Origin of the sequence: Mesorhizobium sp. B2-4-7 (assembly GCF_006442685.1) — a bacterium.
GTDB lineage: Bacteria > Pseudomonadota > Alphaproteobacteria > Rhizobiales > Rhizobiaceae > Mesorhizobium.
On record NZ_VFVH01000003.1, the window covers coordinates 392,261 to 404,517 of the forward strand.

General features: G+C 64.5%; 9 protein-coding genes. 1 reads left to right on the forward strand and 8 read right to left on the reverse strand.

The window, feature by feature from the left end; genetic code table 11:
- Nucleotides 1–126 precede the first annotated feature (126 nt).
- The 8 genes from FJ946_RS12025 to FJ946_RS12060 all read right to left on the reverse strand — a co-directional run bounded on the left by FJ946_RS12025 (nucleotide 127) and on the right by FJ946_RS12060 (nucleotide 10,304).
- On the reverse strand, nucleotides 127–2,151 hold the full coding sequence (locus tag FJ946_RS12025) for a bifunctional metallophosphatase/5'-nucleotidase (RefSeq protein WP_140566194.1): 2,025 nt from the start codon (nucleotides 2,149–2,151) through the stop codon (nucleotides 127–129).
- A gap of 204 nt (nucleotides 2,152–2,355) precedes the next feature.
- Complete coding sequence (locus tag FJ946_RS12030; protein WP_140496275.1) at nucleotides 2,356–2,733, reverse strand: hypothetical protein; 378 nt, start codon at nucleotides 2,731–2,733, stop codon at nucleotides 2,356–2,358.
- 186 nt (nucleotides 2,734–2,919) lie between these two features.
- Entirely contained in the window at nucleotides 2,920–4,365 is a 1,446-nt protein-coding gene (locus tag FJ946_RS12035) for a homospermidine synthase (RefSeq protein WP_140522394.1), read from the reverse strand.
- Nucleotides 4,366–4,474: 109 nt separating this feature from the next.
- Nucleotides 4,475–5,398 (reverse strand): DUF3445 domain-containing protein, encoded by a 924-nt coding sequence (locus tag FJ946_RS12040; RefSeq protein WP_140522392.1) that lies wholly within the window; start codon nucleotides 5,396–5,398, stop codon nucleotides 4,475–4,477.
- A gap of 3 nt (nucleotides 5,399–5,401) precedes the next feature.
- The gene (locus FJ946_RS12045; RefSeq protein WP_140560309.1) at nucleotides 5,402–6,064 is read right to left on the reverse strand and encodes an aminotransferase class IV family protein; all 663 of its coding nucleotides are present in this window, start codon (nucleotides 6,062–6,064) and stop codon (nucleotides 5,402–5,404) included.
- Nucleotides 6,013–7,158, reverse strand: coding sequence for an aminodeoxychorismate synthase component I (locus FJ946_RS12050; RefSeq protein ID WP_140513676.1), 1,146 nt, complete (start codon nucleotides 7,156–7,158; stop codon nucleotides 6,013–6,015). Before FJ946_RS12050 ends, FJ946_RS12045 begins: the two co-directional genes overlap by 52 nt.
- Nucleotides 7,159–7,363: 205 nt before the next feature.
- Nucleotides 7,364–8,089, reverse strand: coding sequence for a proton-conducting membrane transporter (locus tag FJ946_RS12055; RefSeq protein WP_140566196.1), 726 nt, complete (start codon nucleotides 8,087–8,089; stop codon nucleotides 7,364–7,366).
- A 376-nt stretch (nucleotides 8,090–8,465) separates the two neighbouring features.
- Complete coding sequence (locus FJ946_RS12060; RefSeq protein WP_181165232.1) at nucleotides 8,466–10,304, reverse strand: M3 family oligoendopeptidase; 1,839 nt, start codon at nucleotides 10,302–10,304, stop codon at nucleotides 8,466–8,468.
- Between the two features lie 168 nt (nucleotides 10,305–10,472).
- On the opposite strand from FJ946_RS12060, the gene FJ946_RS12065 reads away from it, so the two are divergent.
- Complete coding sequence (locus FJ946_RS12065; RefSeq protein ID WP_140566199.1) at nucleotides 10,473–12,008, forward strand: sigma-54 dependent transcriptional regulator; 1,536 nt, start codon at nucleotides 10,473–10,475, stop codon at nucleotides 12,006–12,008.
- Nucleotides 12,009–12,257: the final 249 nt, after the last annotated feature.

The following is a 12,257-nucleotide window of genomic DNA, read 5'->3' on the forward strand; positions in this document are numbered from 1 at the left end:
TCCGAACACGGCGCGAAAGTAGCGACGCCGCGCTGCTTTTCAATGCAGCGTCTGGCCGCACCTTACCAAAAACAGGACGCCCGCCCTGTTTCGGGCGGGTGTCCCTGCGCGCAAAGGCGAAGGCGGTTACCTCGGCGGTATGGTCAAGGTGGCGCCGACCGGAAGCCGGCGCGGCTCGTAGCCCTTGTTGGCTTCGGAAATGACTTTCCACCTGGTGCCGTCGCCATAGGCCTTCTTTGCCAGGTCCCAATAGGTATCGCCGGCGACGATGACATGGCTGGTTTCGGCCGGTGCGGCCTCGGCGGGCTTTGCCGGCTCAGCCGGCGCGGGTGTTGCCGGGGCAGGGGCGGCTTCGGCAGGCTTTGCCGGTTCCGCAGGTGCTGGCGTTGCCGGAGCGGCAGGCGTTGCCGGTGCGGGCGCAGGCGCGGCCTCGGTCGACACGGCCGGCGGCGTGTTGGCGATATCGCCGGAGTTGGCAGGCAGATCGGGCATTGCTTCGGCTGGCTTGGCGGGCTCCGCCGCAGGCGCGGCCGCTGTCGTCGCGGCGATCTCGGTGATGCGGCCGTCGAGCTTGGGCGTGTAGGGCCGGTGCGCGCCGAGATAGTCGGCGACCACCTGTTCGAGGCCGGGGCCGTAATCATAGGCGTTCTTGGCCTTTTCGGCGAAAACCTTGTAGCCGTCGCCGCCCTGGCGGACATAGTTGTTGGTGGCGACCAGATAGTCCTTGTCGGGATTGAGCGGCGTCCAGGCGCCGTTCTCCATCACCTCGACAGACTTGACGCGGCCGGCATTGGCCGGGGCGGATTTGTCGAAGGCGTATTTCAGGCCGGCCACCTGCGGGAAGCGGCCGGCGCCGTCCTCGACCTGGCTGAGACCGCTTTCGAGCCCGGCAACGAGGTCCTTGCCCGAGATCTGGAAGGTCGCCAGCGTGTTCTGGAAGGGCAGCACGGTCAGCACCTCGCCCATGGTGACGGTGCCCTTGTCGATCGAGGCGCGCAGGCCGCCGCCATTGGAGATGACGATCTCGACGCCCTGTCCCTTGACGTGGTCGAGGATGGCGTCGGAGACGAGATTGCCCATCGCGCATTCGCGGGCGCGGCAGCTCTCGCGGCTGCCGTCGATGACGTCGGTCGTCTCGGCCACTTCCTTGTTCTTAAGCGCTTCGATCGGCGCGCCGAGCTCCTTTATGCGGGCGAGCACGGCGGGATCGGGCGTGATCGACTTGTCGAGGAGGATCGGGTCGCCGCCCGCCGACTTGACGACGCCATTGTCGTCGAACACGACCTTGAACTCGCCGAGATATTTCGAATAGGACGCCGCCTGCACGACCGGCACCTTGTAGCCGTCCGGATTGTCGACCATGGTCGGATAGGGGCCTGCCGCCTTCGGATCGGTGTTGGACAAAAGCGTATGGCTGTGGCCGCCGACGACCACGTCGACGCCCGGGATCTTCGCTATGACATCGCGCTCCCTGTTGTAGCCGATATGGGTCACGGCAATGATCTTGTTGACGCCCTCTCCCTTCAACTTCTCGACCTCGGCCGTGATCGACTTGACGTCGTCCTCGATGGCGATGTTGGGGCCGGGAGTGGCGAGTTCGGGCGTATCGTTGGTGACGGCGCCGATAATGCCGATCTTCTGGCCGCCGACCTCGACGACGATGGACGGCTTGACGCGGTCACCGAGCTTGGACTGCGCGTTGGCTTTCACATTGGCGCCGAGCACGGGGAACTTGATCATGTCGAGGAACGGCGCCAATGCCGTTTCGCCGTCGTCGAATTCATGGTTGCCGAGCGCCATGGCATCGAACTTCATGTCGTTGAGGAACTCGCCTTCGGCCTTGCCCTTGTAAGTCGTGTAGAACAGCGAACCCTGGAAATTGTCGCCGGCGCTGAGCAACAGCACGTTCTGGCCTTCCAGCTTCTTGCGCTCCTGCGCGATCGCCGTGACCAGCCGGCCGGCACCGCCGACGCATTCGCCCTTTGTCTCCTCGTCCGCCGAGCAGGTGGATTCGTATTTGTTGTTGCTTTCGATGCGGCTGTGCCAGTCGTTGATGTGCAGGATATTCAGCGTGTAGTCGGCAAAAGATGCGCCGGCCGACAGGCCCAGCGTCGACGCGGAAAGGGCGGCAATGGCGGCAAGCTTCTTCATCTTCGTCTCCCGGATAGGCTGATCAGAGCCGTTTAACGCTCTTGCTTGACCGGTCTATAACAGCCGGCTTTTTCAGCCATGTTCCCATCGCGTTCCGGAGCATGCAAGGGGAAATCGGGGCAAAATCCCGTTGATCCCTGCTGGGCACAAAAAAGGACGGCGGCCATTGGCCGCCGTCCTTTGGAGGTTTGAATGCCTGGTGGTTCAGGCCCGCCGGGTCAACACGAAGTTCTGGCCGGAGCCGCTGGTGCAGTTGAGCTGGCTGGTGGACACCAGCAGGCAATTGAAGCTCACCGGCGTCTGCCGGATCAGCGAGGTTCCGTGGATCTCGACCGATGTGGCGCCGGTCATCGTATAGGTGCCGTCGGACAACTTCTGGCCGGTGTCGGTCGCCACCGTGGTGAAGGTTCCGCCGGCAAAGGTCGAAAGACCGGTGCCCTTGGCGTCGATCCAGGAGCCTTCGACGCCCTTCGGCGCGGCCCCTATCGACGGCTCGTCGGGACCGCTGGTTGCACAAGCGGCCAGCCCCACCATCGTGGCCGCCGCAACACTCATCGAAAGAATCTTGCGCGCAATGGTCATGTAAAAATCCTCTCCTCGCCCGTCGGCCCGAAATCGGAAAACGACTTTCGGAAAGCACGGTGCATGCATCCAAGTTTCAAGAGCGTAGTTCATGCGTCCAGATGGACGCGGCTTGCTCCCGTCCGCATCCTTCAATCGCCCGATTTCCGGGCGATTGCAAGGCAGTGAGGCATGCTTGGCGCGACGCTATCGCACCAGGATGTTGCGGAATTGCCACGGGTCGTTCCGGTCGAGGTCCTCCGGAAACAGGCCGGGCCGATTATCGAGCGGCGTCCAGTCGGTATAATAGCCCTTCACCGGTCCGAGATATTGCGACTGCACGTCCAGACAGCGCTTGTAGTTCATCTCGTCGGCCTCGACGATGCCGGCCTCGGGGTTCTCCAGCGCCCAGACCATGCCGGCCAGAACCGCCGAGGTGACCTGCATGCCGGTGGCGTTCTGGTAAGGCGCCAGCTTGCGCGCTTCGGCGAGCGACAGTTGCGAGCCGTACCAGTAGGCGTTCTTGTCATGGCCGTAGAGCAGCACGCCGAGCTCGTCTACGCCGTCGACCAGTTCGTTTTCGTCCAGCACATGGTGTACCGGTTGCGCCTTGCCGGCAGCGCCGAACATTTCATGCAGCGACAGCACCGCGTCGTTGCAGGGATGATAGGCGTAGTGGCAGGTCGGGCGGTACTGAACCTTGCCCTTTTTGGACCGCACGGTGAAGAAGTCGGCGATCGAGATCGCCTCGTTGTGGGTCACCAGGAAGCCGTATTGGGCACCTGGCGTCGGGCACCACGAGCGCACGCGCGTGTTGGCGCCGGGCTGCTCCAGATAGATTGCGGCCTTGGAACCATGTTTGTGTTTCTTGCCGTTCTTGGGCATCCATTTCTCATGCGTGCCCCAGCCGAGTTCGGCGGGCTGCAGGCCCTCGGAGATGAAGCCCTCGACCGACCAGGTGTTCCAGAACACGTCCATCGGCTTCGGCTTCTTGGTGCGCTGGGTGTCGCGCTCGGCGATGTGGATGCCTTTGACGCCCGCCTTCCTCATGAGCTTCGCCCAGCCCTCGCGGTCTTCCTGCGCGGGTTCCGAAAACTCGAGGCCGAGATCGGTGGCCAGGTTGACCAATGCCTGCTTGACGAACCACGAGACCATGCCTGGATTGGCGCCGCAGGTGGAGACCGCGGTCGCGCCGCCGGGCTTGTCGTGCTTTTCCTTGAGCAGCGACTCGCGCAACGCATAGTTGGTGCGGCTGGCATTGTCGGCCTCGGCATCGAAATAGAAACCGAGCCATGGCTCGACGACCGTGTCGATGTAGAGCACGCCGAGCTTGCGGCAGAGTCGCATCAGATCCACCGAGCCGGTGTCGACCGACAGGTTGACGCAAAAACCCTGGCCGCCGCCATTGGTCAGAAGCGGGGTCAGGAGCTTCTTGTAATTCTTCTCGGTCACCGCATCCTGCATGAAGGTGATGCCGCGCTCGTCGAGCAGCGCGCGGTCGGTGCCGAGCGGGTCGATGACCGTCATGCGCGATTTGTCGAACTTGAAATGGCGCTCGATCAGCGGCAGCGTGCCCCGTCCGATCGAGCCGAAGCCGATCATCACCACAGGGCCGGTGATCTCACCGTAAACGGGCCAGTTTTCATTCGCCATTTTATCGAGCACTCCTTCAGACAGGTGCAAACCCGGGCATTCTCGCCCAACGGGCATGCGCTACATCACAGATCATTGTCATAAACCAGTGAAAAGCGCCAACCGCCGGTCAGGCGGCGTTCGCCATTTGGTTAAGGACGCCGACCAGCCGGTCGCGGTCTGATGTCAAGCCCTTGTAATCGAGCTGGGCGATGTCGAGCGCTTCGAGTTGGGCAGCGAAAGCCGGAGCCAGCGTCGCCCGGTCGGGGTGATGCGCCAACGCCGCCAGCGGGTCGAGATGAATGCGGATGGTGAACAGGATGTCGCCCGAGACGGGCAGTTTTCGAAGCGTCTGCCGCTCGACGCGGATGAAGGCGTGGGCATTGGCGTCGCCATCGGCAAATCGCGACGGGCGGCTGGCGGCGCGCTCGATTCGCTCGACATTGGACAGCGGGTGGTAGAGCGCATCGCCCGATTGAATCGACCAGTTGTAGCGCTCCACGGCCTGGCCCTGGAGGCCGTCGAACATGCGGTTGATCAGCTCGGCCGGCCGCGTGCCAGGGCCAAAACCCGGCACAGGCGCATGGATCTGCTGCAACGGCTTGCCGAATTTTTCGAGCAGCGACCAGGACGAGGGAAAGCAGAGCGAGCCGGCGGCGAGCCGCCAGCCGTCTTCGCCGCGGCGCATCAGGATCAGGTCTTCCTGGACGAGCAGCGAGGCCGCGACAAGCGGCGCCTTGGCGAAGTCGCCCTCGGGATTGCCGGCGGCGCCGATCACCTCGACCCCACCACTGGCACGCCGATGGGTCTCGGGAAATGCCCGCGGCAAGTGCGCTTCGAGCAGGTCGAGCACTTCGCGCTGGGCATCGCGCGTGCCGTCTTCCTCGACGAACACGGTGCCGGGCATTTCGGCATAGAGCCGCTGCTTCTCGGCGAGGAACGGCAGGAGATGTTCGTCGACTTCGATCCAGTCGGCCAGGGCAAGCGGCTTCAGCCCGATGGTAAACAGCTTGGACGAGCCATCATATGGCGTGTGGGTGGGCAGGGATGTCATGCTTCAGATCAGTTTTGCCGGGATCAAGCCGCGCAGCGAATTGCCGACATAGAGCGCCCTGGCGGATTTCAAGTCGTCAAAGCTGTAGATCGCCTCGCGGGCGCGGCCTTCATCCAGAAACGCGCCGCGCAATACGCCAGGCAGCAGCCCGCAATCGAGGCGGGGCGTCAAAAGCATGCCGTCGCCGAAATCGGCGAAGACATTGGTGATGGTGCCCTCGCACATCTCGCCACGCTCGTTGACCAACAGCACTTCGTCGGCCTGGGTGATGAGATATTCGGCGCGGGCATGCGTGTAGACCTGCCGGCGGCTGGTCTTGTGGCGCAGCAGCATATCGTTCGAATCGAGCCTCGTGCGCGCCAGCCGCAGCGTCCAGACCTTATCGGCGGCGAGCTGCTCATAGGGCTGGACCGAGGCGGCCGCGTCGCCACTGCGCGCCAAAGCCAGGCGCGTGCGCAAGGCGTTGCGCGCGCCATCGACAGCCTTGCCCAACACGTCGCCGATCCTTTGCGGGTCGCAGGCAAAACCGAGTTCGGCCGCCGAACCATAGAGGCGCGCGAGATGCCGCTCGAAGCGCAGGAAGCCCATGGGCGGCTCCCAGCGCATGGTCTCGATCAATTCGAAACCGGCGGCGTTCCCGTCGCGAAGCGGGCTTTCAAGAGACACTCCTGATACTCCTCCTGCGCGGTTGAATCGAAGACGATGCCGCCGCCGACATTGTAGACGGCCTCGCCGCCGGGAAAGAGCGAGATTGTGCGGATCGCCACGGAAAAGCGCATCGTGCCGCCGGGCGCGATCCAGCCGATGGCGCCGCAATAGACATCGCGGGGCGTGCCTTCAAGGTCATGCAGGATCTCCATGGCGCGGATTTTCGGCGCGCCGGTAATGGAGCCGCAGGGAAACAGCGCTGCAAAAATCTGGCGGATCGTGAGGCCCGGCAGCAGCTTCGCCCTGACGTCGCTTACCATCTGGTGGACGGTCGGATAGGTCTCGATGCGGAACAGCTCTGGCACTTCCAGCGTACCGACCTCGCTGATCAGCGAGATGTCGTTGCGAAGCAGGTCGACGATCATCCGGTTCTCGGCCTGGTTCTTCTCGTCATTGCGCAGGAAGGTTTTCTGGCGCTCGTCGTCGGCTTCCGTCGCACCACGCGGCGCCGTGCCCTTCATCGGATGCGTCTCGACCATGCCCTGCGCGTCGATCTCGAAGAACAGTTCGGGTGAGCGCGACAGCACGACCGGATCGCCAAGCGAAACCAGGGCACCATATTTCACCGGCTGGCGTTCGGTCAGCGCGTCGAAGGCGGCGAGCGGATCGCCCGACCATTGCGCATGCACCGGAAAGGTCAGGTTGCCCTGGTAGCAGTCGCCTTGCCTGATGTGCCGGTGCAGCCGCGAGAACCGCTTCTCGTAGTCCTCGAACGACCATGTCGCCCTTGCATCGAAGATCGGGCCGTTGGTCGCCGCCGCCTTGCGGGGCGGCACCGGCTCTTGCACCGGCGCGTCAAAGACGCCCAGGCAGACCAGCGGGGCGCGGCGCCCGGCCGGCAGCAACGGAACCAGCTTCGGCTCCAGCAGGTAGCCCGCCTCGTATGAGAAATAGCCGGCAAGCCATTTGCCGGCGTCATGCGCGGCCTGGGCCGCCTGCAGCGCGGCCGAGAAATCCCGGGCCTCGTGCGCCGTGATGATGTCGTCCGGTCGATCGAAAACGAGCTGGCGCGCGCTTTCGTCATTGCGGAAAATTGCGGCGGGCAGGGGCATGGAACTCGGCGCGTGGATCGATGAAGCCAATGATGGCTCTATATGGGGGGCCAGCCGCGCGCAATCGAGGGAGCGGCACCTTGCCACTTAAAGCCGACCTCTGGCCCCACCTTTGGCCCGACCTGTGGACAGACCTGCGGCCAAAAACAAACCGGCGACGCTTCGTTCGCGCCGCCGGCCGCAATCGTCGGATCTGCCCTGTCGCTCAGGTGTTGCTGGCGGTTCCGGCCGACGGAAACTGCCTGGCGAATTCCGCCTCGTTGCCGGCGGCGAGCAGCTTGGCTTGCTCGATCCAGCGCTCGCGCGCGATACGGCCGTCGAAATTCATGACGTCCTCGATCCGCTTGATATCAGCGGCTGTCCAGGCGGCGATCTGGGCAAAGCTGGTGACGCCTTGTGCCCTGAGCAGCTTCTCGTTGACCGGGCCGATACCGATCAGCCGGCGCAGATTGTCGGGTTTGCCGGAAGCCACCTTGGCCGGCGCGGCCTTCGCCGGTGCCGCCTTCCTGGGCGCCGCGCTGGCCTTGGGTGCCGCCTTGGCGGCAGCGGCCTTCGGCGCGCCGGTCTTCGCGGCGCTGGAAGCGGCCTTGGCCGCAGCCGGCTTCCTGGGCGCCGGCTTGGCCGCCGGAGCGGATTTGGCAGGGGTGGGCGTCGACATCAAGGCGGCCGGCGCCGGGGTCGCCGCTTTTGCCGGACCGGAGCCGGTCGAGGCCTCGCGCAGCCGGCGCTCGAGGTCGGCGCGGGTGCGCCCACAGGCATCCAACTCGCCGGTCAGGCGATCGCTGTCGGCCCGCAGCCGGTCGCGCTCGCTGCGTGTGCGGTCGAGGTCGCCGCGCAAGCTGTCGAACTCACCGCGCAGGCGTCCCCAGATGAACCAGCCAACCAGCACACCCACAAGGAACGCCAGGAGCATGTAGAAAAAAGTGCCCATTGTCTCTCTCTCCAGTCAGATCCGTCTGCCGCGGCATTGGACTTAATGACCTTCGGCGAAGGACTACTCGATGATGGTTCGACCGCCTGCCGAACAGCCGGCCTCAGTCGAGCCGTCGGCGTCGGCTTTGCAAGCCATGGCCAATGGCCGTCGTCGCGTGCACCGGAACGCCGCGGTCGGCTGAGACTTCCCCGCCCGACCCGTATGCTCCGGCTGAGCTTGGCGGGGAGGCTATCATAGAGCTTACGGAAAGCTATGGGAAAACTACGAAAGAGAGTTATTCAAGAACAGATATTTAGACCAAGAATAGTGTGGGCCCAATATGCATTCCGGCTAAACTGTTCTGAGCAGGTGGGGACGACGTACAGAAGACGCCTCAGTTGTCGAGCGCTTCCAGCTCGTCGATCAAGCCGCTGATCACGCCAAGCCCGATCTGCCAGAAGGCGGGATCGGTGGCATCGAGGCCGAAAGGCGCCAGAAGCTGCGAATGATGCTTGGTGCCGCCGGCGCGCAGCATCTCGAAATACTTGTCCTGGAAGCCGCGCTCGGCGTTCTGGTAGACCGCGTAGAGCGAGTTCACCAGACAGTCGCCGAACGCATAGGCGTAGACGTAGAAGGGCGAATGGATGAAGTGCGGGATGTAGGTCCAGAACACTTCGTAGCCGTCGCGCAACTTTATCGCCGGGCCCAGACTTTCCGCCTGCACCTCCAGCCAGAATTGGCCGAGCCTGTCGGATGTCAGTTCGCCGTTGCGGCGCTCCGCATGCACCTTGCGCTCGAACTCGTAGAAGGCGATCTGGCGCACGACCGTGTTGATCATGTCCTCGACCTTCTGGGCGAGCATGGCCTTGCGCTCGCGCCTGTCGGTGGTCTGCTCGAGCAACGAGCGGAAGGTCAGCATCTCGCCGAAAACGGACGCCGTCTCGGCCAGCGTCAGCGGCGTCGAGGCCATCAGCGCGCCCTGGCCGCCGGCCAGCACCTGGTGCACGCCATGGCCAAGCTCATGCGCCAGCGTCATCACATCGCGCGGCTTGCCCATGTAGTTGAGCAGCACGTAGGGGTGCGCCGAAGGCACGGTCGGATGGGCGAAGGCGCCGGGGGATTTGCCTGGGCGCACCGGCGCGTCGATCCAGTTGCGGTCGAAGAAAGTCCGCGCGATCTCGGCCATCTCGGGCGAGAAGCGCTGATAGGCGGACAGCACCGTGTTCCTGGCCTCGTCCCAGCCGATCACCGCCTGCGGCGTCTCCGGCAGCGGCGCGTTGCGGTCCCAGTGGTTCATCACCTCCATGCCCAGCCAGCGCGCCTTCATCCGGTAATAGCGGTGTGACAGGCGCGGATAGGCCTCGCGCACCGCCGAAGCCAGCGCATCGACCACACCGCGCTCGACGCGGTTGGCGAGATGGCGTGAATCGGCGATGTCCTCGAAGCCGCGCCAGCGGTCCGAGATTTCCTTGTCCTTGGCCAGCGTGTTGGTGACCAGCGTGAAGGTGCGCAAATTCCTCCGGAAGGTCTGGGCGAGCGCCTCGGAGGCGCGGCGCCGCACCTCGCCGTCGGCATCCTGCAATCGGTTCAGGGCCGGTTCCAACGTCAGCTCCTCGCCGTCGACGTCGAAGCGCAAGTCCGTCATCGTCTCGTCGAACAGCCGGTTCCAGGCACCGCGCCCGGTGATCGATTTTTCGTGGAAGAGCTGCTCGACGCGATCCTCGAGCTGATAGGGCTTGTCCAGGCGCAGATCGAGCACCCAGGGCCGGTAGTGACCGAAGGCGGGGTCGGCGGCGAGCGCGCCCTCGATCGCCGCGTCGTCGATCAGGTTCAGTTCGAGCGCGAAGAACAGAAGATGCGCGCTGGCGTCGGTCATCTTCTCCTGGATGTCGCCATAGAGCTTGGCGCGCTGCGGATCGGCGGTGTTGCCGGCGTAGATGAGGCCGGCATAGGAGACGATACGGCCGATCAGCTCTTCCAGGGCCTCATAGGCGACAAGCGCTTCGCCCAGCCTGCCTGCGCTGCCGCGCTCGGCCTCGGCGGACAGCGTGCCCTTCCAGCGGCTCTCGAAGGCGACCGCATCGGCGGCGGCTTTGGCGATGTCGCGCTTCAGCTCCGGCGCCTCCATGCCCGCATAGAGGTCGGCAAGATTCCATTCCGGCAGATCGCCAAGCTCGGCGGCGCCCTGACCGGAAGCTGGCGCCGCAGGCCGCCGATCAAACATCACGCGCATCGACAATACCTTCTTTGAATCGAGTGGCCGGCCCAGGGCCAGAATCAAGGAGAACGGAGAAGCCGGTCAAATCCTAAGGAATTCGTTCACCGGGTTTTTTGAAACCTTATTTAGAACCCTGTGCCAAGATGGTCCATGGGGATATCAGGCGGGCGGCTCAAGACAGTCATGACAGGTTCCATACTCATAGTCGATGACGATCCCGTGCAGCGCCGGCTGCTCGAGGCGGCGGTGACGCGGTTCGGCCACACCGCAATCGTGGTCGACGGGGGCGCTGCCGGCCTCGACGCCCTCGACGGACCCGGCGCCCGCGACGTGTCGGTGGTCATCCTTGACCTGGTCATGCCCGATCTCGATGGCATCGGCGTGCTCAAGGCGATGCGCGAGCGCGGCATCACCATCCCGGTCATCGTGCAGACCGCCCAGGGCGGCATCGAGACCGTGGTTTCGGCGATGCGCCACGGCGCCTTCGACTTCGTCGTCAAGCCGGCCTCTCCCGACAGGCTGCAGGCCTCGATCGCCAACGCGCTCAAGGTTGAGGCTGTCGAAGGCGAGGTCAAGCGCACGTCGCGCCGGCGCGGCGGGCTGCTGACCTTCAGGGACATGATCACGCACAGTCCCGCCATGGACAAGGTGATCCGCCTCGGCCAGAAAGCGGCGGCATCCAACATCCCGATCCTGATCGAGGGCGAATCCGGCGTCGGCAAGGAACTGGTGGCGCGCGCCATACAAGGCAGCGGCGACCGCCGCTCGAAACCTTTCGTCACCGTCAATTGCGGCGCCATTCCCGACAATCTGGTCGAATCGATCCTGTTCGGCCATGAGAAGGGCTCGTTCACCGGAGCCACGGAGAAGCACACCGGCAAATTCGTCGAAGCGCATTCGGGCACGCTGTTTCTGGACGAGATAGGCGACCTGCCGCTCGACGTGCAGGTCAAGCTGCTGCGCGCCGTCCAGGATGGCGAGGTCGATCCGGTCGGCGGCCGCGCCACGGTCCGGGTCGACATCAGGCTGATTTCGGCGACGCACCGCAATCTCCTGCAGCAGGTCAAGGACGGCAAGTTCCGCGAGGACCTGTTCTACCGGCTCAACGTCTATCCGATCTATGTGCCGCCCTTGCGCGACCGCCGCGACGACATTCCCGATCTGGTCGCACATTTCATGGAGAAGGTGGCTCCGGCAGACCCGCGCCATCGCCTGCGGGGCATTTCGGCGGCGGCGCTCGCCGTGCTCCAGGCCTATGACTGGCCCGGCAACATCCGGCAGCTGGAAAATGCCGTCTTCCGCGCCTCGGTGCTGTGCGAAGGCGATGTGCTCGGCGTCGAGGATTTCCCGCAAATCCGCGCCCAGGTGGAGGGCACGGTCCGTCTCGATGTGGACATCGCGCCGACCGGCCCGGCTTTGGCCGTAGAACCGCGCGATGAGCCGGCGCTGGCCGGCGAGGGCGTTTCGGTTGCCGAACCCGAATCGCCGACGCGGCTTCAGCCACGCTTCGGCACGCTGCGCGCGCTCGACGAGCGCGGCAATGTGCGCGCGCTGGCGGATGTCGAACTGGAGATGATCAAGCTCGCCATCGATCACTACAACGGCCAGATGAGCGAAGTCGCCCGCCGCCTCGGCATCGGCCGCTCGACGCTTTACCGCAAGCTCAAGGAATACGGCATCGATCCGGAAACCGGCAGGCTCGACCGGCTCGCTTCCTGAGGGCGCTATCGCGCACAGCCGCCCGATGTTCGGCCTGAGAGCGGTCGGCCCGAGTGCGGTCACGCAAGGCCGGGACCAGCTTGCGCTGCCATCATGTCGCCGGTGCATTGACTGGACCGGAGTGTGGCGCGCCGATGGCGACGTCCCCGACGGTCCCGTTCACGCATTAAGGCTAACGGTAACAGATCGTGTTTCGGCCAAACGAGGAATCATGATCTAAACCAGCGGTTTACCAAGAAACCTTGTGGA

What these genes read in the sequence shown, in the direction of transcription:
- FJ946_RS12035 (WP_140522394.1), bottom strand. Translation starts at nt 4,365, where the DNA reads ATGGCGAATGAAAACTGGCCCGTTTACGGTGAGATCACCGGCCCTGTG.
- FJ946_RS12060 (WP_181165232.1), bottom strand. Translation starts at nt 10,304, where the DNA reads ATGCGCGTGATGTTTGATCGGCGGCCTGCGGCGCCAGCTTCCGGTCAG.
- FJ946_RS12055 (WP_140566196.1), bottom strand. Translation starts at nt 8,089, where the DNA reads ATGGGCACTTTTTTCTACATGCTCCTGGCGTTCCTTGTGGGTGTGCTG.
- FJ946_RS12040 (WP_140522392.1), bottom strand. Translation starts at nt 5,398, where the DNA reads ATGACATCCCTGCCCACCCACACGCCATATGATGGCTCGTCCAAGCTG.
- FJ946_RS12030 (WP_140496275.1), bottom strand. Translation starts at nt 2,733, where the DNA reads ATGACCATTGCGCGCAAGATTCTTTCGATGAGTGTTGCGGCGGCCACG.
- FJ946_RS12065 (WP_140566199.1), top strand. Translation starts at nt 10,473, where the DNA reads ATGACAGGTTCCATACTCATAGTCGATGACGATCCCGTGCAGCGCCGG.
- FJ946_RS12025 (WP_140566194.1), bottom strand. Translation starts at nt 2,151, where the DNA reads ATGAAGAAGCTTGCCGCCATTGCCGCCCTTTCCGCGTCGACGCTGGGC.
- FJ946_RS12050 (WP_140513676.1), bottom strand. Translation starts at nt 7,158, where the DNA reads ATGCCCCTGCCCGCCGCAATTTTCCGCAATGACGAAAGCGCGCGCCAG.